20 protein-coding genes and 1 other RNA gene are annotated in these 22,122 nt (G+C 42.0%); 14 read left to right on the top strand and 7 right to left on the bottom strand.

Annotation, left to right across the window (positions count from 1 at the left end):
* Position 1: 1 nt before the first annotated feature.
* The gene (locus VIC_RS10490; protein ID WP_039951734.1) at positions 2 to 1,642 is read right to left on the bottom strand and encodes a mechanosensitive ion channel family protein; all 1,641 of its coding nucleotides are present in this window, start codon (positions 1,640 to 1,642) and stop codon (positions 2 to 4) included.
* A gap of 222 nt (positions 1,643 to 1,864) precedes the next feature.
* Here VIC_RS10490 and VIC_RS27205 point away from each other — a divergent pair, with 222 nt between their 5' ends.
* Entirely contained in the window at positions 1,865 to 3,175 is a 1,311-nt protein-coding gene (locus tag VIC_RS27205; protein WP_006959654.1) for a methyl-accepting chemotaxis protein, read from the top strand.
* Positions 3,176 to 3,403: 228 nt separating this feature from the next.
* Positions 3,404 to 4,213: a M15 family metallopeptidase gene (locus VIC_RS10480; protein ID WP_006959652.1), complete on the top strand. Its 810-nt coding sequence runs from the start codon at positions 3,404 to 3,406 to the stop codon at positions 4,211 to 4,213.
* A 280-nt stretch (positions 4,214 to 4,493) separates the two neighbouring features.
* Here the strand turns inward: VIC_RS10480 and VIC_RS10475 are convergent, their stop codons facing one another.
* Positions 4,494 to 4,751 (bottom strand): HigA family addiction module antitoxin, encoded by a 258-nt coding sequence (locus VIC_RS10475; protein ID WP_006959650.1) that lies wholly within the window; start codon positions 4,749 to 4,751, stop codon positions 4,494 to 4,496.
* 421 nt (positions 4,752 to 5,172) lie between these two features.
* Here VIC_RS10475 and VIC_RS10470 point away from each other — a divergent pair, with 421 nt between their 5' ends.
* The 10 genes from VIC_RS10470 to VIC_RS10430 all read left to right on the top strand — a co-directional run bounded on the left by VIC_RS10470 (position 5,173) and on the right by VIC_RS10430 (position 16,337).
* Positions 5,173 to 6,381 (top strand): hypothetical protein, encoded by a 1,209-nt coding sequence (locus tag VIC_RS10470; RefSeq protein WP_006959648.1) that lies wholly within the window; start codon positions 5,173 to 5,175, stop codon positions 6,379 to 6,381.
* Positions 6,382 to 6,578: 197 nt separating this feature from the next.
* Positions 6,579 to 7,391 (top strand): hypothetical protein, encoded by an 813-nt coding sequence (locus VIC_RS10465; RefSeq protein WP_006959646.1) that lies wholly within the window; start codon positions 6,579 to 6,581, stop codon positions 7,389 to 7,391.
* Positions 7,392 to 7,518: 127 nt separating this feature from the next.
* A complete protein-coding gene (locus VIC_RS10460; protein WP_006959644.1) occupies positions 7,519 to 7,725 on the top strand; it encodes a helix-turn-helix transcriptional regulator in 207 nt (68 codons plus the stop codon).
* A gap of 89 nt (positions 7,726 to 7,814) precedes the next feature.
* Positions 7,815 to 8,258 (top strand): helix-turn-helix domain-containing protein, encoded by a 444-nt coding sequence (locus VIC_RS26295; RefSeq protein ID WP_080555929.1) that lies wholly within the window; start codon positions 7,815 to 7,817, stop codon positions 8,256 to 8,258.
* A 40-nt stretch (positions 8,259 to 8,298) separates the two neighbouring features.
* A complete protein-coding gene (locus VIC_RS10455; protein WP_006959642.1) occupies positions 8,299 to 9,399 on the top strand; it encodes a tyrosine-type recombinase/integrase in 1,101 nt (366 codons plus the stop codon).
* Positions 9,400 to 9,564: 165 nt separating this feature from the next.
* Positions 9,565 to 10,158: a recombinase family protein gene (locus VIC_RS10450; RefSeq protein WP_006959640.1), complete on the top strand. Its 594-nt coding sequence runs from the start codon at positions 9,565 to 9,567 to the stop codon at positions 10,156 to 10,158.
* A 339-nt stretch (positions 10,159 to 10,497) separates the two neighbouring features.
* Positions 10,498 to 12,030, top strand: a complete 1,533-nt coding sequence (locus tag VIC_RS10445) for a class I SAM-dependent DNA methyltransferase (RefSeq protein WP_006959638.1) — start codon at positions 10,498 to 10,500, stop codon at positions 12,028 to 12,030.
* The gene (locus VIC_RS10440; protein ID WP_006959636.1) at positions 12,027 to 13,718 is read left to right on the top strand and encodes a restriction endonuclease subunit S; all 1,692 of its coding nucleotides are present in this window, start codon (positions 12,027 to 12,029) and stop codon (positions 13,716 to 13,718) included. Before VIC_RS10445 ends, VIC_RS10440 begins: the two co-directional genes overlap by 4 nt.
* Complete coding sequence (locus tag VIC_RS10435) at positions 13,715 to 15,226, top strand: AAA family ATPase (protein WP_006959635.1); 1,512 nt, start codon at positions 13,715 to 13,717, stop codon at positions 15,224 to 15,226. Before VIC_RS10440 ends, VIC_RS10435 begins: the two co-directional genes overlap by 4 nt.
* On the top strand, positions 15,201 to 16,337 hold the full coding sequence (locus VIC_RS10430; RefSeq protein ID WP_006959634.1) for an HNH endonuclease family protein: 1,137 nt from the start codon (positions 15,201 to 15,203) through the stop codon (positions 16,335 to 16,337). The genes VIC_RS10435 and VIC_RS10430 overlap by 26 nt, the downstream gene beginning before the upstream one ends.
* 64 nt (positions 16,338 to 16,401) lie before the next feature.
* Here VIC_RS10430 and VIC_RS10425 read toward each other — a convergent pair whose 3' ends face one another.
* From VIC_RS10425 to smpB, 3 genes are all read right to left on the bottom strand, one after another.
* Positions 16,402 to 17,649 (bottom strand): integrase domain-containing protein, encoded by a 1,248-nt coding sequence (locus VIC_RS10425; RefSeq protein WP_006959633.1) that lies wholly within the window; start codon positions 17,647 to 17,649, stop codon positions 16,402 to 16,404.
* 165 nt (positions 17,650 to 17,814) lie between these two features.
* Positions 17,815 to 18,181, bottom strand: a transfer-messenger RNA (tmRNA) gene (gene ssrA, locus VIC_RS26290).
* Between the two features lie 67 nt (positions 18,182 to 18,248).
* Positions 18,249 to 18,734, bottom strand: a complete 486-nt coding sequence (smpB, locus tag VIC_RS10420) for an SsrA-binding protein SmpB (protein WP_006959632.1) — start codon at positions 18,732 to 18,734, stop codon at positions 18,249 to 18,251.
* A 118-nt stretch (positions 18,735 to 18,852) separates the two neighbouring features.
* Here smpB and VIC_RS10415 point away from each other — a divergent pair, with 118 nt between their 5' ends.
* Positions 18,853 to 19,296, top strand: a complete 444-nt coding sequence (locus VIC_RS10415) for an SRPBCC family protein (RefSeq protein ID WP_006959631.1) — start codon at positions 18,853 to 18,855, stop codon at positions 19,294 to 19,296.
* Complete coding sequence (locus tag VIC_RS10410; protein WP_006959630.1) at positions 19,286 to 19,639, top strand: RnfH family protein; 354 nt, start codon at positions 19,286 to 19,288, stop codon at positions 19,637 to 19,639. Before VIC_RS10415 ends, VIC_RS10410 begins: the two co-directional genes overlap by 11 nt.
* A 203-nt stretch (positions 19,640 to 19,842) precedes the next feature.
* Here the strand turns inward: VIC_RS10410 and bamE are convergent, their stop codons facing one another.
* Both bamE and recN read right to left on the bottom strand, forming a co-directional pair.
* A complete protein-coding gene (gene bamE / locus VIC_RS10405) occupies positions 19,843 to 20,202 on the bottom strand; it encodes an outer membrane protein assembly factor BamE (RefSeq protein WP_006959629.1) in 360 nt (119 codons plus the stop codon).
* A 189-nt stretch (positions 20,203 to 20,391) separates the two neighbouring features.
* The gene (gene recN, locus VIC_RS10400) at positions 20,392 to 22,056 is read right to left on the bottom strand and encodes a DNA repair protein RecN (protein WP_006959628.1); all 1,665 of its coding nucleotides are present in this window, start codon (positions 22,054 to 22,056) and stop codon (positions 20,392 to 20,394) included.
* Between the last annotated feature and the right edge of the window lie 66 nt (positions 22,057 to 22,122).

Below are 22,122 nucleotides of genomic sequence, written 5' to 3'. Positions count from 1 at the left end.
TTTAAGTGAGCGCTTCTGACTTGGAGCGGCCTTGTTCTGCTGTGTTTGCTGACATGTGCAGGTAGGTTGTTTGGGCAGGCAGAGCAAATTCTGCATGATTCGCTTTAACAATTTGCTCGATACGCATCAATAGATCTTGTTGCAACTGCAAGAACTCATTTCTGTCTTTGGTATCAATATGAGCCAGTACATCAATGTTTAGGCTGTATTCACCAAAGGAAGAAAAGTGGACACGTAGCGGGGACTCGAGAACATCGGGGTGGGCGAGAAGTGCTGTTTTTATTTCATACGCAATTTGCTCAACCTGAGGCATAGTTGTCTCATAACGCAGACCGATCTGAGTGGAAAATGGGTAGCGATCACGGCGAGTGAAGTTGACGATTTCCATCTTAACCAGATCGCCATTGGCAATAGTTATTTGGGTACGATCTTTCGCTCGGATTCGTGTCGACCGAACACCGATACGTTCAACAACACCAGAGACTTGGCCAATTTGGCAGTAATCACCAACGGATAATGATTTGTCCATAAATAGAATTACGCCACCGATCAGGTTTTCCATTGTCGGACGAATCGCTAGAGCGATGGCCATACCGCCAAGGCTCAGCCCGGTGACGATACCGTAAACCGGAACGCCGATACGACTTAAGCCATAGCCAAAGATTGACACTGCCAGAGCGGAGCCGACTAAAGTGCCGACAATTTGTGTCACGCTTTGACGCAGATTAGAGGCATGTTCACCTCGGTTAGGCAAAACCGTGCAGGCTTTATAGCCAATCAGGTAGGCTGACTGAGTCACTAAAAGCCAGCTCAACAATTCACCAGAGACGTTTAATGTCGACATCAGCTTGCCCGTCATATTGATTTCATGACTGATCAGGTACAGAAAGCCACCAATCCCCAAAGCCATAAAAATAGGCGTCATTATGGTGTTGCCAATATAGCGATAAACCGCATAACCGTAAGCGAATAACACTACACTCACTATCGCTAGTGCGAGCCATTGCCATATTGCTTGATCGGAAAATTCTTCCATGAATACATCGGGGAGGGCTTCAATGTAACCAAACCAAGCGGGAGGAATCAGCTTCCCGGCACTCAAAGAGTAGTACTGGTAAAAGTCTTCTACCGTACCGTTACGATTAGGTAAGTGTTTGACGAGCTGATAGCTAGAGTAGAGTTTATCGACGGTTTGAGCGGAAAAAAGGTATTTGCCATCGGCTTGCTTTTCAATGATCAACTGAGTATGAGGCAATCGCCAGTAGCTCAGCTTGCTTTGATCCGGAATCGATGCAGCTTCAAATTCAGGTAGACGGTCGAGGATTTCTTTCATCAACATGACGGACTCGAGTGCGACTCGTTGCTGGCTCGACTTGGGTACTTCAGACAAGTCAAAGCATTGCATTGCTTTGTTGAACAGGGCGTACACCGATTGTCTGGCCGCCTCTTTCTCTGTTGCTGGTAAAGAGGGTAGTTCAAGCAGCGTTTGATTCGCCTGCTCGACTAAATGTGTGAAGCTGAGATAGGTTGCTTGTGGGCTACTGGTGTCAGGTGGCGCCAATGGAAATCGCTCTGCAGCAAATGTATAAAAAGAGGAAAAACATAGGCTAAAAACACATAAAACTCTGAATACAAAAGTCATCACTGAGGCGCACCTTAGTTATTGGTCTATTGGTTCTCATTAATCTATTTAATGTGTGGTTTGTTGCATAGCTAAACCAATGTTCTCACTCCACTTTCATGAAAAAGTGCGTTCTAAGTCTTTGAGAGCGACAGATATTGCTACCCCTTTAGAGGTGTGTGCATAATTTGAACCAGCAACCATACTTAAAGCAATTCATTGAGCATGAAGAGTGTGTAAGTTATGTGGCCATTTGACAAAAATAATGAAGAATCTGAACAAAAGCTTAGCCTTCAGCATCACAATCATCTGATTGTTGCCTCTATGAGCAAGTCGTTAGTGACCATTGAGTTCGATACTGAGGGGCACATCCAAAATGCCAGTCCACTGTTTTTACAGGCAATGGGTTACCAACCTGAAGAGCTAATGGGTAAGCATCATCGAATATTCTGCGATAAGAGTTATACCCAGAGCGCTGATTACACTCAGTTCTGGCAATCTTTGGCGAGAGGTGAAGTGAAATCAGGTACTTTTGAACGCTACAGTAAAACGGGGGATTTGGTCATTATTGAAGCGACTTACTTTCCCATTTTTGATGACACTGGTAGTGTGAAAAGTGTGATGAAAATTGCCAGTGACGTCACTGAGAAAGTTAAGAAAGCTCAGGCGGATAAAGATCTTATTACGGCGCTTCATCAAAACTTTGCCGTGATTGAGTTTCAGCCCGACGGTACCATTCTTGACGCGAATAAGAACTTCCTCTCTGGTTTGGGTTACGCAATTGAGCAGGTTCAGGGGCAGCATCACCGCATGTTTTGTTTTGATGATTTTTATCATGAAAACCCAAACTTCTGGCGCGAACTGGCTCAAGGTCGTGCTTTCTCGGGCCGATTCTTACGTAAGACCAGCTACGGGGAGGAGTTGTGGATTCAGGCATCTTACAGCCCAGTGCGCAACGAGAAAGGAGAAGTGTATAAAGTGGTGAAATTTGCTTCAGACATCACCGATGATGTGAATCGCGAAATGGCGATCTCGGAAGCGGCAAACATCGCTTATTCAACCGCACTACAAACTTCGCAAGTGGCTCAGGAAGGCAATCAGGTCTTGCAAGATACTGTGGGAATTTCGCAAAGAATGATGGATAACCTTACGGTATCGATCAGTCAGGTTGAGGAGCTAGCATCGCTTTCGGATGATGTCTCTGAAATTGTAAAAACCATAGGCAGCATTGCAGAGCAAACCAACTTGTTAGCACTGAATGCTGCTATCGAGGCGGCACGCGCTGGTGACCAAGGCCGAGGGTTTGCTGTGGTGGCCGACGAAGTGCGTAAGTTGGCTTCAAGGACATCAGAGTCTACGGAAGAAATCACGCAGGTGGTCAACAAAAATATGTCACTGACCAAAGAAGTCACGCAGGCGATGAATGATGTCAATTATGTCGCTCAGGAAGCCAGCGGCAAAATTCAAACCGTCTCAGAGACGATGGATGAGATATATACAGGTGCCGAAAGTGTTGCCTCCGCGGTGAACAGTTTCAAAGGCAACGAAAGTTAATGAAATCAACATTGCAAAAACTCAGTAGGAAGTGGTTGGCTTTCTATTGAGTTTTTCTATCCGTTTTTCAACTGATTCCCAGCGTTACTTTCATTCCTAACACGCACTTGAAAGCTTCTCGGAGTCAGAATCACAATTTGACGTAAATTCAGTGCTTTAAATATCTCGCCTAATCAGTCAATTCGCTAGAATAAGTCCACCTTCAGGGAATCCGTTGAGATAAGTGAAATGAAAAAACATTGGCTGGGCTTGCTCGCTGTCTTATTGAGTTCGACGGGGTACGCTAAAGTCGCTCCTGTTTCGGAATGGCAATGTGACATGATGAAGAAGCAGGGAGTATTGAGTGAAGGTGCTCCGGTAGGCTGTGATAGGCTTTCTAAAGTGGATTTCGACTTCGTCACTTTTGATGGTCAAACGAAGCAAGGCAGCATGATCGTGTTCGATGTTGTAGCGCCTTCCGTTGAGCGGATTTTTACAGAACTGCATAAACGTCAGTTTCCTCTTCATTCTGCTCGTTTGATGCGTGAATTCAAAGGTGATGATAATGCTTCGATGGCCGCGAACAATAGTAGCGCTTTCAATGCGCGCCCCATCACTGGAGGGTCTAGTTGGTCGAAACATGCTTATGGTGTCGCCATTGATATCAACCCGGTACAAAACCCATTTCTAGAGTTTGGGCCAGATGGAAAAATTACGGTAAAACCGACTCAATCAGTAGATAACTACATCAACCGAACTCGTTTTCGAGCTAGAAATGAGATCGAACGTCAGGGCATGGCCGAAGACGTCACAGCACTTTTCGCACACCATGGATTTCTTATCTGGGGCGGTGATTGGAATACGCCGATAGACACCCAGCATTTTGAAATCGGATCGCGTCAATTTATTGAGACGTTATTAAATCAACCTAAACCCGCTGCAATGGAAGCATTCAACCAATACATTGCGTCATATCGCCATTGTTTCGAGCAAAATAAAACTGAGGGAAGTGAGAAAGCGCGAGCAATGTGTGCGTACAAAACAGTACAAGCGTTTTAATCATCGCTGATGCTGAATACAAAAAGCCCCAACTCACTAGAGTTGGGGCTTTCCAAACGTTTGGTGGGCTGGCGTAAGTTGATCTGGTTTATTAAGTCTTTGTTATAATTATAATTTGGTTGGTTTGATTTTTATTGATGTACCTTGTGGTGTACCTATCAATGTACGCTACTCGAAAAATAGGGACAAAAATGTGACGCTTGACTGGTATCAACGGGCGTTAACCCTAAAAAGTCGTAAGGTTCATTCTGTGAACTGCATAGCGTCTAGGCTCTTTGTGTTAGTTAACTTCTTTAGTTCGCCACTGGTCTACCGCTAATTGTAATTTGCTCCAAAACTCAGGAGTATTCCCAAACGCAGACGCAAGGCGTGTAGCCATTTCTTCTGATATTGGATGACCATTCAAGAGCTCTTGTGCCTGAGAATCTTGAATGTCTAGCAAGCGTGCTAGCTCTAAGACCGTTAGCCCCATTGGTTGCATAAATTCTAAATGAAGTACTTCACCAACGTGAAGAGGACGTCTCTTTGTTATTCGCATGGCTATTTCCTCGATAGTCTTATGTATTCATAGTACCTAACTTTTTTTCTCTCTAGCAATAGAGTGAGTAGCTATTGCGAATGATTATATAAATTTTTGAACTATGAGTTGTAATAAGCTGCAGAGCAAGTAACGCCGTGAAGTATGTGAGGCGCTCAATAAAGCCGTGATGTTAGTCGACTTCTTTCATCATTTCACTTGTTGTTGGGTATGTCATTGTTTGTTAGTCTTTAAAACGGATGACATACATGGGTTGCTGGCGTTACCTGCCTCTGTCGTAAAACGCAATAAAATGTGTATCTAGTCTTATTGTCCTAGATATTCTCTTTACAGGCTGTTAGCTATAGGTACAGAAGACCACTATTAAATTTAAGCCAGCTATAGATAGTAGTTTTCAGTACAATAGTACGGATTATCAGCTATGTATCTACGCAACAAAAAAACATATCAAGCTATGCAAGGGGCATTCGAATCATATCTTAGTGAGATCGATAAACCCTTGAAGTTCAAAGAGCGAGACAGTCTTCTTGCTCGAATCTTCTTTGATTTAACTCCGAATGAAATCCACCAGTTTCTATCAAGAGGCTTGATAATCGCACTTAAGTGGGAAGAGGTTTCGTCGGGTTGCATATCAATATGGCCCCGTTTGCAAAGTGAAATGAAGGCTTTAGGTCTACAAGAAACTCAGCTCCGCCAACTATGTGCTAGGGTTCTGTCCTCTGTGTTTCCAGAACTCGAGTTGTCAGTTAATAGCGCTGTGTTTCAAACACTACTTTCCATGCAAATTCTAACCTTTGAGAGTGATGAACTCTGTTTTTCTGCAAGCTCGCGGACACGGGTGCTCAAGGTAGATCGCTTTTCAAGTTCGAGAGAGGCCTATGTTAAGCCTTTGTTTAACGACTCATATTATGTTCCCAGTTCCGCCAATAAACCTTTTGATATATTTGATGAGAAAACCTATAAGATTGTTCGGGAAGCTTACGATATTGCGGTAGGAAACGCTCAAAGGTGTGCCGTTTTATCTGCCGAAGAAGTTGCCTTGCTCAAGTCTGAACTCAGCTCAATACGTAATTCCCATCGCTTGCTGCTTATTTTTCAAACTGAAGATGAAATTATCACTTTCCTAGTAAATGAAATAGTCAAAGAAGTGGAAGGCAGTATTACGTATCGTACTATTCCTGAGTATTGTGACGACTCAATTTCCCACTGGTATGAGACTATTGATATCCGCACTGACTATAGGTGGTATTCCGCTCTTAATGCTATGGGGGTTGAGGCTCCTGATGTATTCAGTTTTAGTGATTACCAGAAACATTTGGCAGGTAAGAACAACATGTACTGCGAAGAAAAAGGGGCTTTAGAGTTTGCTTCTTTATTTAGTGCTAACTTAGCTAGCATTGGCAGGTGTAATGAGCTTGATATTGATGAGTCTTTCAATACAAGTTTTTCTCGCAATGGAGAGAGGTTAATTTCGTTTCCAGAAGCAATTGAACAGGCGTATAAAAAAACTTGTTATGATGTGCGTGAACAGTTGGTCAAGGAACTGAAGTTATTGACAAAAAAATGCCATTCGCATCAGATTTTTGATTTAATCCCGATAGTTAAATACACAAATGTTGAGATGTTTTAGTTGTTCATGATTTAGATGGCAGCACACTTATCTTTTGTTACCTGTAGCTAAATTTAGCTCTCTTAAATGGAATCGGATCTCAAAAAGCACCAGCCACAAAAAGGCTGGTGTTTTTCGTAGTTATACATCTCAGTTCGTGAATCCACTCAGTCTTATTGGTAAGCTACGCTGCACTAAGTAGAAAAATGAGAAAATAGATGAGTAAGTTATTGAATATTAAAAAGTACTTATCTTTAGAGGAAGCAAGCTTATATCTTAGCTCAGCCTTCGAAGAGAAGGTTACAGTAGCTGACATATGTAAGTTTGCATTAGATAGATACCTTACGTTGTCAGTGAAATTTAACAGTTATATAGAAATATCCCCAGGCCATGAAGTCGAAGAATCATGCCTGCCATATAGTGCAAATGAGAACAATACGGTTGCCCTTGGGCTTCATCGAAGACTCTTCTTTGAGGATGGCATTATGGTTTCGGAAGGAATTTGGGACCTTAGTATGCTTGGTCGAGAAGTCATGATTGTTGATGAGCTTTTGAGTTTTGAGGAGGGAACCCCAGCGTGGAGGAGCGCTGCACTGGACGTCGTAATTCTAAAGAAAAACTCAGTATTTGGTAAGTTGAAGGGGCTTAAATCACGAATCGAAACTAGCTCTAATGTTATTGATGGAAGTGATAGTTTGGCCTCTAAGGAAGTAAGGGCAGACTGTCGAACGCTAGATTATTACGATCATGAGCTAGTTGTTAGAAAAGATGAGGTTGATAGGCTTATTCGTTCGTTAAGTGAAGAAAAAGTGCTTAATACAGCCCCAATACAAGAGGACAAACCGCTCGGAACAACTGAGCGAAATAAGCTCCTTGCTCTTATTAGTGCTTTGCTAGGGGAGTTAAAAATCGACCCTTCTGAAAGAGGCGTTGTTTCATCTATACAATTAATAACAGAGAAAGCAGGAACGCCAATATCAGAAAATACCCTTCGTAAAATTCTGAAGCAGATCAGAGAAAGTTCAAGCTAATTGAATTCGCCTACTTTTAACAAAACCTAATAACGCAATTGAGTGTTTGCTTTCCGCAATTGCGTTTTTGAGCATCCCTTTCCCAATAACCTTTTGGTCATTCAATAAGTAACCAAGAGGTTTTTTTATGTCTATTCAAATCATTCGATTGCCAGAAGTAATGAAAGGTACTGGCTTGTCACGTAGCACTATTTATTTACGTATGTCGAAAGGTGATTTCCCTCAATCTATCTCATTGGGAGATAGAGCTGTTGGTTGGCTCAAGCAAGAAGTTGACCAGTGGTTAGAGGAAAGGGTTTCCGTTAGCAGAAATAGCGGAGTTGAACATGCGTAACGATCACGAGTTTCTAGATCTGTGCTTGTTGTATGTCAGATGTGTGCAGCTTTCTATTTGTATTTCACAACTGATTATTTGGAGAGTTTATGGCTACTAAAAAACTGAACCCAAATTTAGTGAAGATCCATCGTAGCTATACAGTAGAAGAGGCTGCTAATACCTTCAGCGTCCACAAAAGAACAGTTCGAAATTGGATAAAAAGCGGTTTACCAATCATTGATGATAGACGTCCACTTTTAATCTTAGGGACTGACTTGAAGATATATATTCGCCAGCAGCGTAAGCGGAATAGGAGTCAATGCAAACCTTCAGAGATCTATTGTTTGAGGTGCCGAGAGCCAAATCGACCTAGTTCTAGCACGGTGATGTTTGTGCAGGAGTCGGGGGGCGTTGGGAGAGTATTTGCTCGTTGCAGCAAGTGCAACTCAAAGGTCAATAAGTACTTCAGTTGGCGGAGCTTAAATGTGATACGTCATGAATTGCTGGGGGAAAGTACCGTCAGCACAAAAACACATAAGTATGAGAGTTAGACCTCTCCTGAATTGTACCTAGCATTAGGAACTGAAGAATATGCAAAAGCATAATGTAAATAACGTTCGTTCAACCAAAATGTACAGCCTATTTTTGAAGGAAGCCAAACAGCTAGATGATAAGACTGTTGATGGTGTTATGAAGGCGATTAATCGTTTTGAGGAGTACACGAAATTTAAAGATTTTAAACTGTTTAACTTCCAGCAAGCAGTAGGATTCAAGAAGCATTTATTGGCTCGAAAAAGTGTGACAACAAATGAGCCTCTTAGTAAGGCAACCGTGCATACAACATTGCGTCATCTCAAAGTGTTCTTCCAATGGCTTGCTTTGCAGAATGGGTATCGTTCTCGCATCACTTATAGTGATACTGAGTATTTTAACTTGTCGGAGAAAGATGCTCGTATCGCTATTACTAAACGTAAAAAACCAGTCCCTACCGTTGAACAAGTTTGCAAAGTTCTTGAAGCGATGCCGTGTGTTACGAGCGTTGAGATGAGAGATCGAGCTTTGGTTGCTTTTACTTTACTGACAGGGGCGAGAGATAGTGCAATAGCATCATTGAAGTTAAAACATATCGACCTTGCTGATCAAAGTCTGTATCAAGATGCTCGAGAGGTTAATACCAAGTTCAGTAAAACCTTCACGACTTATTTCTTTCCGGTGGGCGAGTTGCCTTTGGCAATTTTCACAGACTGGGTCCAGTACTTGACCAAAGAGCTTTCATTTGGCCCAGACGACCCTTTATTCCCAAAAACAAAAGTTAGGAACACACCCAGTAGACAGTTTGAAGTTATGGGGTTACAGCGAGAGCATTGGTCTACTGCAGGGCCTATTCGTCGTATTTTCAAGCAGTCGTTTCAACTGGCTGATTTACCATATTACAACCCGCACAGTTTTAGGAACACATTAGTCAGACTGGGGGAGCAGCTATGTAGCAAAGCGGAAGAGTTTAAGGCTTGGAGTCAGAACTTGGGGCATGAAGGGGTATTGACGACTTTTTATAGCTATGGCGATGTTCCTGACTACAAACAAGCAGAACTTTTAAGGAAGTTAGCTAAACCTGCAAAGGGGACACCTCCGGATATGGAAGAGCAGTTCAAGCAATTTATGCAGTTTCAACAAATGATGGGAAACAAGTAATCTTCACCAAATTGTTCTAGCTGAGCTGGTATCAAAAAACATTCGTATGTTGATACCAGCTTTTATTTTATTCTGTGGGTATCATCAAATTAGGGCATTTTGTTTATGATGCTAAAAGTTTATGATACCCCTATACTTGATACCAAAACTAGATAAGAGTGATTAATGCGTACATTTGCATACTGCCGTGTTTCTACGACTGAGCAGTCTACTGAGAACCAAATAATTGCTATCCGCCAGAAAGGCTATGAAGTGACAGATTCGCGTGTCGTAAGTGAAACTGTCTCTGGTTCGGTTGAAGCGATGAAACGAGAGAAGTTTAAACTGCTAATCAACCACCAGATGGAAAGCGGAGATATGCTGGTGGTCCTGAAACTCGATCGTTTAGGGCGAGACAACATTGACGTACAAAACACCATCAATCTACTCACTGATAAAGGAGTGAAGGTTGTTTGCTTAGATTTACCTGTGGCTGACCTATCGAGTGCGGAAGGTAAATTGATGCTGCAAATGTTTTCGGCTTTTGCTGAGTTTGAGCGCAACCGGATTCGGGAGCGAACGAAAGAAGGGCTAGATCGAGCTAAGGCTCAAGGGAAAAAGTTAGGCCGACCAGAAGCTCATGCTACGACCCTCTCAGTTCAAGCTAAGAAAGCGGAGGGTTTATCTCAATCTAAAACAGCAGAGGCATTGGGGGTGGGAATAGCTACAGTCAAAAGGCATTGGAATAAGTCTAATCACAGTAAGACTATTGACCGGTAGCATGCACTGTGTTTTGTACTATGACTTTACAGCATTGACACGATTACTTCATTGGTATCTCGATAGGTTCGGAGAATGGCAAAACATGGAGGTGCTTACATTGCTATAGCAGTTTGGGCCCATGTTAGCTAATCCGTTAAAGCTTTAAATAATGGGCATTAGTGCTTGAAGAAATCAAGTTTAGAGAGCAAGATCCACCTATCGCCTAGCGTGAGGTGAAAAGGAAGGTATTGTCGCTCGTATCACTAGCTCTATCCGACATGCAGCTATCAACAAGTCAATGAGACAATATTTGCATTACAATTTATTCATAAAAAATGAGCAACATTAGGTAAAAACATGAGCACTCAAGATCTTGTAGCTAAACTGTGGAATCTGTGTAATTTACTCCGTGATGATGGCGTTTCCTATCACGAATATATGAACGAACTTACTTTCCTTGTATTCCTTAAAATGGCTCAAGAGACAGAAACTGAGGTAGATACCAAATCGGGCACGGTGAACATACCTGAAGGTTATCGTTGGAGCGATTTAAAAGCTGTAGATGAAGAAATCAAATTAGAAGAATACAAGAAACTACTCATTCACTTAGGTTCTCATGGCTCGTTAATTGCTCAAAGAATTTACTCTAATGCCAATACTATTATTCGTAACACAGCTACTTTACACAGCTTGGTTGACCAAATAGACAAATTAGATTGGTATCAGGTTAAAAACGAAGGGCTTGGTGACATGTATGAGGGATTACTTGAAATTAATGCCCAAGAAGTTAAATCAGGAGCAGGTCAATACTTTACGCCTAGGGTATTAATTAACGCAATGGTTGAATTAATGAAACCCACTCTAAAGGACGTTATTGTGGACCCTGCGGCAGGTACTGGTGGTTTCTTAGTTAGTGCTAACCATTATATGTACCCTGATAAGAAGAAGATTAAAGAGTTATCGAGTAAAGATTATAAAAAATATCAAAGCGGTACTTATTTTGGTATGGAATTTGTGCCAATGACTCGACGTTTGGCCATGATGAATATGATGTTGCACGACATCGCGGTGAACGATGACAAATCGGGTGTTTTATTTGGTGATACTTTATCAAATGAAGGTAAAGACTTGCCTGATGCGACTTTGATATTAGCCAATCCTCCTTTTGGTAACAAAATGGGAGGTGGTGTTCCTACACGTGATGATTTAGAACATTACACTGGCAATAAGCAACTCGCTTTTTTGCATTTGATGTATCACAAAATACTTAAGCCGGGTGGTCGGGCCGCGGTCATATTGCCTGATAATGCATTATTTGAAAGTGGTATCGGGAAAACTATACGTAGCGATTTAATGGACAAGTGTAATCTACACACCATTCTTCGCTTACCAACCGGTATTTTTTATGCCGCAGGGGTCAAAACTAATATTCTTTTTTTCTCAAAGCCAAGCGATGTAAAAAAAGACAAAGGGCAAACTAAAAATGTTTGGGTGTACGACTTACGCGCAAATATGCCTAAATTTGGTAAACGTACCACATTAATACCATCTCATTTTGATGAATTTTACAAAGCCGTTGGCAGTGACCTTACTCAAGTTGACGAAGTTGCTCGTCACGCTTTTATTGAAAAGCATAAGGGTGGCAGTGAAATTGGCAATGCTGATACTTGCCGTTTGCGTTGCTTTAGCCGTGAAGAAATTGCCAAAAAAGATGACTCACTCAATTTAGAATGGATCCGTGACCAAAACTCAGAAGACAGTGTTAACTTACCAGAGCCTGATGTTCTGATTAACGAAGCCATAGAAGAAATGGCAGGAGCAATGCAAGAGTTGCAAGCGATTTTAATTGAACTAGGTTCAATTGAAGAATCGGATGAGGTGGCGCTGTGAATAAGTTGCCATTTAACTGGGTTGAAACTGAAATTGGAAATTTGGCACTGGTAGTTTCTGGTGGTACGCCTAAAGCTGGAGATGAATTAAATTTTGCTGAACCTGGTGCCGGAATAGCTTGGGTAACTCCCGCTGATTTGAGTGGTTATAAGCAAAAAGAAATTGCAAATGGAAGACGTGATTTAAGCCCAAAAGGGCTTGATAGTAGCTCTGCCAAATTGATGCCTAAGGGGACTCTTCTTTTTAGTAGTCGAGCCCCGATAGGTTATGTTGCTATCGCAGAAAATGAAATTAGTACGAACCAGGGATTCAAAAGCTTTATTTTCACAGACCACGTTAATTCAACCTATGCTTATTACTATTTAAAAAGTATTAAGGACCTTGCAGAAAGCTGGGGTTCAGGGACTACTTTTAAGGAGTTATCCGGAGCCGTTGCAAAGAAGCTACCTTTTAGGTTAGCACCATTAAATGAGCAGATCCGCATTGCGGATAAACTTGATTCGATTTTGGCCAAAGTCGATCATGCACAAGAGCGCCTTGATAAAATTCCCGATATCCTAAAACGCTTCCGTCAATCAGTCCTCGCCGCAGCCACATCTGGTGAGTTAACAAGAGAGTGGCGTGAAGGTAAAGAGCATCAGTGGCCAAGAGTGCAATTAAAAAGTGTGGGTAGAGGCTTCAATTACGGTTCATCTGCAAAGTCAAAACCTGAGGGGGAAGTACCTGTACTACGTATGGGGAATTTGCAGGGTGGGCAGCTTCATTGGGATAACTTGGTCTATACGTCCGATAAAGAGGAGATAGACAAATACTTACTGGAAAAAGGCGATGTACTTTTCAACCGTACAAATAGTCCTGAGCTAGTTGGTAAGACATCCATTTATCGTGGAGAACAAAAAGCGATTTATGCAGGTTACTTGATTCGAATAAAAGGAAGCGAACATCTCGATACTGAATTTCTAAATATTCAGTTAAATAGCCCTCATGCACGAGATTATTGCTGGCAAGTTAAAACTGATGGTGTAAGCCAATCAAATATAAATGCTAAAAAACTTCAAGCTTATGAATTTGATTTGCCTGAAATAGATGAGCAGTTAGAAATAGTAAGAAGAGTGAGCGAGTTGTTTTCTCGGGCTGATTTATTCGAATATCAATATTTGGCCTCAAAAAAGTATTTAAATCGTTTAACTCAGTCGATTTTAGTTAAAGCCTTTAATGGCCAATTGGTGCCGCAAGAACCTACGGATGAATCAGCTAGTGAGTTATTAAAGCTCATTGAGTCTGAAATGGTTGCTAATAAGTTAAAGAAAAAAACAGTATTAAAAAAGCACCGAAAACCGATAACTTCAGAAGCTAAATTTACGCACAGAGTTTCTAAAAACTCTCTGGAACAACTGGAAAAAAACGATCAAATTAACTTAGATGCGAGAGAGGGTGCAGAAAGGGATAGTTTAAGGCTACAGTATCAAGCTGAGATTAATAAAGCAAAAAGTGCTTTAAAGGATGCGAAATTCACGGTTGAACAATTTCGCTCTGTGACTAATTTTCAAGACGAGTATAACTCACTAAAAATATTGGTTATGAATTTATTAAAAGGTATTCCTAATTTAAGCGATCCTTTATTGGAGGTCGATAGCTGGGATGCTAAAACTGGTGATTATTTATTACGGCTTTTGGAGGGGAAATGAAGTTAATTAGTCTGCATTATAGTGACCCTAACAACTCACTACAAGCCTATGAGTTCAACTTTGATAATGATCGCCATGAGTCTAATGCGTTAGAGCCGTTGTGTTTCGTGGGTCTAAATGGTTCTGGTAAATCTAAGTTGCTGGAGATTTTAGCAAAGATTTTTTTTGAGTTAGACAGGTTATGGCGTAATACCAATAAAGCGAAGCCAGCGGTCAGTGCTAACTTTCGTTTTGAATACCATTTGTTGCCATCTCGAACGCATAAAAATGTAGTCGTAACTGGTGAAACTGGCAAACCACTGGAGATTATGGCTGATGGTCAGGCCTTATTACCAGAAGAGTTACCATTGATAATGCCTTCGAATATTGTTGGTTATTCATCAGGACATAATGAAACGATTAGTGCTCTTTTTCATGAGTTACGTGAGCAAGAGTTTGAGCGTATTCGAAAGGAAGTCAGAGAAGGAGAACAAGGTAGTCGTGCTCTTTCTCGTACCATGTTTTTAGATAGAGATTCGACTAAGTTGTCGCTTTTAACTGCATTCATTTTTGGTGGGAAAAGTGGACGAAATGGTTTTCCAAGTGCTGATTCATCACAACGACTATTGAGTAAGTTTAGTGAGTTTATTCATTTAAGGCAGTTGTTATCTTTTCAAATAGTGATTGATACAGATGCTGGAAGAATTGTCCTTTCGCAGCGTATGGAGCGAGTTTTAGAAAAATTAAAGCGTTGTGCTTTAATAGTGAATAGTAATGAGCAAGGTAATAGCCGTAGTTATGAGATGGATTTCTTTCTTTGTGAACAAAGTAAGGATGCTTTTTTTAAAGAGTTTGGGACAGCACAGGATTTCTTTGAGGAGCTTTACGAGCTGTATAGTTTAAATCTAATTTCCAGTAGTAAAAACAAGATCCACCAAGTATTTAGTATTCCTGAAACCGAGTTAAAAGTGCTAGTCCAAGATCCGTTAGCGGAAACCCACTATTTGAACCTGAGTGACGGAGAACATCAATTTATCCAAGTGTTTACCTCTTTAGTTTATTTTGCAAAACAAGATTCAATTTTTTTACTTGATGAACCGGAAAGTCATTTCAATCCAGCGTGGAGAGCTAAGTTCGTGCTGGTAATTGATGAACTGCTAGAGACGTCGCAAAAAAGCTCTGAGTTTTTGATTTCAACTCATTCGCCTTATCTAGTTTCAGCCTGTAAAAAACGGAATGTATTTAAGTTTTCACGTAATGCTGAAGGAAAAGGTGTCGATTATCAGCCTTTGATAGATGAAACTTTTGGTGCATCTTTTGACGTGTTGTTAAAAGAGTTATTTGATATGCAAGGGTTAGTGGCTGAGATTGCGCGAGCCGCATTACAAGAAGTGATTGAAAGCTCTTCCACAACTCAAGAAAAAGTGGATATTCTCAAAAAGGATTTTGGTGATTCATTTGAGAAAAGGTTATTGATAAATATGCTCGAAAAAGGATTATTTAATGCTGTTTCCGATAGAGTACGTTGAGACCAATATGGTTTATCTGAATGAGGTATTTAAACACTTCATTCAAAAGGCTTCTGTTATGACTCAGTATCGTAAAGCTAGCCTTTTTCCTACTGAATTCATAGATGTTCACGATGATTCCAGGAATGACATCGATAAAAAATTTAAAGCTGTCTTTGAACAAATAAAAAGTTTAAACCCGAGTCAAAAGAAACAGCTGAAAAGAATGTACATCAATCATCAACGTACCAAGAGACTATGCCAAGATCGAGTTGCTATTGTTGACTTTTCGGCATACCCGGAACAGTTTAAAAAGTCGCTAAAGTCGTTGGGTGAATATCTATATTCTAGTGGATTGAAAAACACTCGAATACAACAATTAGCTATTGCTAAATATGGTGATAATAACAGTACGCTCTATGACCATTGGCTGGCATTCAAAGAAGTTAATGGTTCAGTGTGTTGTTTCTGCGGTATTCAAGACTATGAAGAGCAATTACCTGATACTTCCATAAAAAAATGGCGGCCTGCATATGATCATTACTTACCGAAAGAAAAATATCCTTTTTCTGCTGTAAATTTTAGAAACCTCATACCATGTTGTTATCAATGTAATTCAAAATCAAAAGGCGCATTTGATCCTTGTAACTGCAAAAAAACAGGGCGAAAAAAAGCTAAGTATCCTTTTTCTAACGATATTGTCGTGGGGTTGAAGTTTAAATTTGTAGCAGAAAATGTTGCAATGAAAACACCTTGGGTAGTTGAGTTGAATGATGAGAATGACGAAGTTCATCAAACTTGGAATCGGGTGTATCAAATTAAGGATAGAGTGGCGTCTCGATTGAATTCAAACTATGTTACTTGGCTCAGAATAATTTGTCCTGATTGTATAGGGGCTACCGATATTGCAGCGAAAAAAGTGACTTTGACCGAAAAAGCAATAGAGCTAGCGAGTAATGCCAAAGAACAGAGAGAGTCTATTCATCAAGCTAATTTGATGGCTACTTTGGCACTTACTCAGGATGAGCTACTTGGAAGTATTCTACAAACAATTGAACCGGATCCTCAACCTGAGTCTACTCAGGCTGGAGTTGCATTATTAAATTCAATGGGATTCTCATTAGCTAGTTGATGTTGTGTCAAATAGCACCTTTAGACAATAAAGTAAGTACTTGATTTCGGATTAAATTCTCTACTTAGTCAACATTAATTACTTTGAGTTGCTTCATTCCTGTCACAGAGAGGCTGCCTTTGGCGGCTTCTTCTATATGCCCACTCCACCAGCACATCATTGGGCGGCGACGTTCTAGGTAGTCTGTTCGGTTATATGCGCTACGAACTTGGTTGTCATCAGCATGAGCCAAGGCAGCTTCAATCAAATCAGGTTCAAAACCTTGCTCATTGAGTGTAGTACTTGCAAGAGAGCGCAGACCATGGCTAACGAGTCTACCAGCGAAACCCATACGCTTGAGAGCCATATTCGCTGTTTGGCTATTACATGGCTTTTTAGGATCTCGGTCAGAAGGGAAGATAAACTCTCTGTGTCCACTGATTGGTTTTATCACCTCAAGTAACTCAAGCATCTGCTCTGTGAGCGGAATACGATGCTCTCTGCGCTTTTTCATTCGTTCAGGAGGGATTGTCCATACCTTTTCATCCCAATCAATTTCTTCCCAGCGAGCTCCAGAGGCTTCACTTGGTCTAGTCATGGTGTGAAGCTGCCATTCGATTAAACAGCGGGTTGTACGCTTTATGCTAGCATTAGCAATTGCTCCCATTAGTTCAGGTAACTCGGCCGGTGTTAGTGCTGCCATGTTTTCCTTTTTGGGCTTCTTGAAAGCAGCCTTGATACCGGTAAGCGGATTAGCCTGAACCAAACCACAGTTAGTCGCATAGTTCATTACTTCATTGAGGCGCTGTGCAAGGCGTTTTACAGTTTCTAGGCTACCCTTCGCTTCAATTGGTTTGAGAAGCTCAATTACCTGCGGTGCAGTAATGTCTCTTACCGGGACATCAGATAGCTGGGGGAATATATGCAGTTCAAGAGAACGCCAGATATCCACGGCATAATCAGGTGTGACATCATCCTTTTTAATCTCAAACCATTTAGTCGTCACATTGATAAACGTGTGCTCATGGTTTGCCTTCTGCTCTAGCTGGTGGCGTTTTCTCTCTTCTTGAGGGTCAATGCCTTGTGCTAGTAGCTCTTTGGCCTCGAGAGTCATCTTACGGGCGTTAGCCAGAGAGAGGTCTGGATACTTACCTAAGCTGAGGTTGGCCCGCTTACGATTTGATGGTCTGTAGTAGTTTAATATCCAGTGTTTTGAACCATTGGGCTTAATGCGTAGACGTAGACCATCGCCATCAAATAGGTTGTATTCCTTATCTTTGGGTTTAGATGATTTGATTTTCGTAGGAGTCAGTTTAACAGTTGTTTTTGCCATTATGGGTACACCGAATTGCCTTGCTAGAATCAGTGTACCTTGCCGTGTACCTAAAATGCAAAGATGTAGTAGGACACTAAAAAACCTTAATGAACGCTAAGTTGTTGATTTTTCGTTGTTGCGGGCACAAAAAAAGACGCCCTAGGACGTCTTTAGATGTTGAATTGGTGGAGCTGGCGGGAGTTGAACCCGCGTCCAAAAACCATTCATCATTGGTACTACATGCTTAGTCGATCTTTAAATTCACCAAGTACCTGCGAACCGACACGCCAGTAAATGACTATCCTGAATTAAATTTCGCCGTTCATCTCTCAGGCGGGAGAATCCGGGCTAGCGCGTTTGGGTTTGATCTCTCGTTGGTCCCCGTCTTACGTGCGGAAGCTAGGGCGAGAGAGCTCTGAGCAGGTTATTAAGCTGCTAGTGCGTAGTTTTCGTCGTTTGCGACTATTTTTTTGCGGCTTTTTACGTGGCCAACCGCCCCACGGCATGCACCTCAGACTGCAAAATTCCTGTCGAATCCTAAATCAGCCCCAAAGTGTTCTTCGCATAGTACCAGAAAAGCGTAACCTGTCTAGACTTGTGCGTTTAAGTGCTCAATATTAGCGCAGCGAACTCTTCATTACGCGCGCTTTTTCTCTCGCCCAATCTTTTTCTTTCAGATCAGTACGTTTATCGTGCAGCTTCTTACCTTTTGCTACACCGATTTTCATCTTCACCCAAGAGCGAGACCAGTAGAGCGAGAGTGCAGCAAGCGTCATACCTTCACGGTTAATTCGACCAAAAAGGTTATCAAGCTCACGACGGCTCATCAGTAGTTTACGAACACGTGTAGGGTTCGCCACAACGTGTGTCGATGCTTGGTTAAGAGGAGTAATAGTCATACCACTCACAAAGGCTTCACCATCTCGCATAAATACGTAACTTTCTGCGATGTTTGCTTTGCCTTCACGAAGTGCTTTAACTTCCCAGCCTTGAAGCTCCATGCCAGCTTCGATTTCATCATCAATGAAATATTCGTGGCGAGCTTTCTTATTGACAGCGATGGTATTGCTACCCGCTTTTTGTTTCGATTTTTTCTTTGCCATAATGGCTGCATTATACGGTCAGGAACTTAGTTAGGAAATCCCTTTATTTGCGCTGAGTGCAAATAAAAGTAAAATTGGTACATGCCTGCTGTTTAGGTGTGCGCTATGAGGAGTCTATATGAAGCAAGTCAGCCGTTCTGCGCTGGTATCGTTCAGTGCTGAACAGATGTTTAAGCTGGTAAATGATGTAGCCAGTTATCCTGAATTTTTACCCGGTTGTTCAGGCTCCCGAGTGATTGAATCCAGTGGTTCTGCCATGGTTGCTTCCGTTGACGTTTCGAAAGCGGGGATCAGTAAAACGTTTACCACTTCAAATGAGCTCGTCAGTGGTGAAGCGATCTTAATGAATTTGGTTGACGGCCCTTTTAAGACATTGAAAGGGGGGTGGTTTTTTACTGCCTTAGACGATAAAGCCTGCAAAGTTGAGCTTAAGTTAGAGTTTGAATTTTCCAGCAAAATGATCGAAATGGCTTTTGGTAAGATTTTTAACGAGCTTACCAGCAATATGGTGAATGCGTTTACTCAACGCGCTAAACAGGTTTATCCGTGCTATGAGTATTGAGTCTGATATGATCCACGTTGAAGTGGTTTACGCTCTCCCATTAGAGCAACGGGTATATACCTTAGTGGTCAATAAGTCGATGACGGTTGAGGAGATCATTAAAGAATCTGGTGTTTTAGAGCAATACCCAGAAATTGATCTGACCAAGAACAAAGTGGGAGTCTTCAGCCGCAACGTGAAGCTCAATGCTACGATTCGTGATAAAGACCGTATTGAAATTTATCGCCCACTGCTTGCAGACCCGAAGGAAATTCGCCGTAAACGCGCTGAACAAGCCAAAGAATCAGGGGCAGCAGATCCAGTCACTGGCGGTAAAAAGAATCCACTTAGGAAGGAAGATTGAGCGTATTTAGCTTGTAAGATAACCACCTTTCTTCTGGTTGAATTGCTTTATGCCAAAATAAAAGGGTTGACGCTATGCGCCAACCCTTAAAAACTTCTCGCTTCTCGCTTCTCGCTTCTCGCTTCTCGCTTCTCGCTTCTCGCTTCTCGCTTCTCGCTTCTCGCTTCTCGCTTCTCGCTTCTCGCTTCTCGCTTCTCGCTTCCTTAATTGATTCCTTCAAAGAAATCAGAGCTAGGTGGGAAGTCACCAGTCACATCGACCAATTGGCCTTTATCGTTGAAATTGACAATCAAGTCCTTCTGCACCGAATCTTTGTGCCCTTCGGTATGGTGGTAAATGTAGTACCAAGTATCTGGGTAACCGTTTTCAATTAGCATTGGTGAGCCCATCACGAAGCGTACCTGCTCTTTGGTCATACCAAACTTCAGTTGATCAACGGCTTGTTGCTCAACGTAGTTACCTTGGTTGATGTCAATTCGGTATACCAGCTTTTCTACCAGAGAGCAGCCAGTCAACAGTGTCATAGAGAGTGGTACAGCGATTAGCCACTTTTTCAATTGCATACGGATAAATTCTTGTAACGGATATTTCTCAAATTGGGCTGATAATAAACAAGCTGAGCGCTAATGTAAAAAGCTCATCTTGTTTTGAACTGTTTCAGACCACGATTTTTGAATTTAGTTGCAAACTCGTACCAAAATTTCCCTAAGTCGGAACTTTGGCTCTAAGTTGAGAATCAGCCGTAGAGTCTATCAAGCCGCAATTAGTAACTCTTTTGCATTCGCCAAGGTTGACTCGGTAATTTCACTGCCGCCAAGTAATCTGGCCAACTCGGATACACGCTGTTCGTTGTCTAATGAATGCATCTGAGTTTCTGTTTTTCCGGCTTTGGTTTGCTTAGCAACAAAGAGCTGTTGATGGCCGCACCCCGCAACCTGAGGCAGGTGAGTGACACACAGAACTTGAGTCGATTCACCAAGCTTACGCAGCATTTTCCCGACGACAGCGGCAGTTGGCCCACTGATGCCCACGTCGACTTCATCGAAGATCAAACTTGGGGTATCGACTTTCTGTGCTGTAATGACTTGAATCGCTAGAGAGATTCGAGACAGCTCACCACCAGACGCTACTTTTGCGATAGGCTGCATCGGCTGACCTGGGTTGGTTGAGACCACAAAACAGACATTATCCATTCCGAGTGGAGAAGGGTGAGTACACTGCTTATCCACTTCAATACAGAATTGCGCTTTTTCCATGCTGAGCTCGTGCATGCTGGCTGTGATTAGCTTGTTGAGCTCTTTAGCGTAGCGACAGCGAGATTTGTGAAGCTTCTCCGCTGAGGTCAGGAAAGCCTGATATTTGGCTTCGACTGCTTGTTCAAGTTCTTCCAGCTTTTCATCGGAGCAATCTAAAGCCTCAATTTGTGACAACAAATCTTGGTGATGCTGATACAGCTCATCTGGAAGTACATGATGTTTACGTGCCATCGACATGACTTTTGAGAATCGTTCTTCAACAAAGGCCATACGAGCAGGATCAACATCTATGTTATCGAGATAGCCACGCAATTCACTGTTGGCTTCTTCGATCTGTATGATGGCTTCTGAGAGCATGTTTGGCAGTTCTGCAAGCGCTTCATCCAATTCAGCAAGCTGGATCAGGGAGCTACTGGCTGATTGGAGAATACCAAGCGCATTAACTTCTTCACCTTCGTAAATAAGCTCGATGGCTTGTTGGCAGGTGGCGGCGAGTTCTCCGCTGTTAGACAATCTTTTGTGTTCCTGTTCGAGTTCTTCATATTCATCCTCGCCAAGAGAGAGCTCGTTAAGCTCTTTGATTTGGTATTCAAGCAGTTGTTTTTGTGCAAGGTTAGCTGCACTATTTTCTTTTAACTGCTTAAGGTTGTTATCGGCCTGGCGCCAATTTTGGTAGGCGTTACGAGTACCTTTTAAAAGGTTTGTATGGCCTGCATATTGGTCCAGCATAGCCATCTGGTAGTCACTTTTCATTAGTTGATGGTGCGCATGCTGACCATGGATATTGATCAGTAATTGCCCAAGAGTTTTTAGTTGTGAAAGTGGTACCGGGCTGCCATTAATAAAGGCTCTTGAACGGCCTTCTTTATTGATGATGCGACGCAAGATACAGTCACCACCTTCCAGCAGATCGTTATCTTCTAGCCAACGCGTTGCGTGAATGTTGTTCTCAAGGGAAAAGGCCGCACTGACTTCGGTTTTCTCTTCCCCCTGACGTACCATGCCGGCTTCCGCCCGACCTCCTAAGCAAAGACCTAAAGCGTCAATTGCAATAGATTTACCCGCACCAGTTTCTCCGGTGATGGTGGTCATGCCGTGAGATAGCTCCAGCTGTAGAGATTTAACAATAGCGAAATTATTAACACTTAGATGAGCCAGCATTTTGTTGTACCTGTTTAAATGAACAATACTGTATAAGAAAACAGTATATACTGTTTCTTTATACAG

This window comes from Vibrio coralliilyticus ATCC BAA-450, from assembly GCF_000176135.1.
GTDB lineage: Bacteria > Pseudomonadota > Gammaproteobacteria > Enterobacterales > Vibrionaceae > Vibrio > Vibrio coralliilyticus.
Note: the sequence above shows the minus strand (reverse complement) of the source record. Positions and strands in the feature narration are given on the sequence as shown.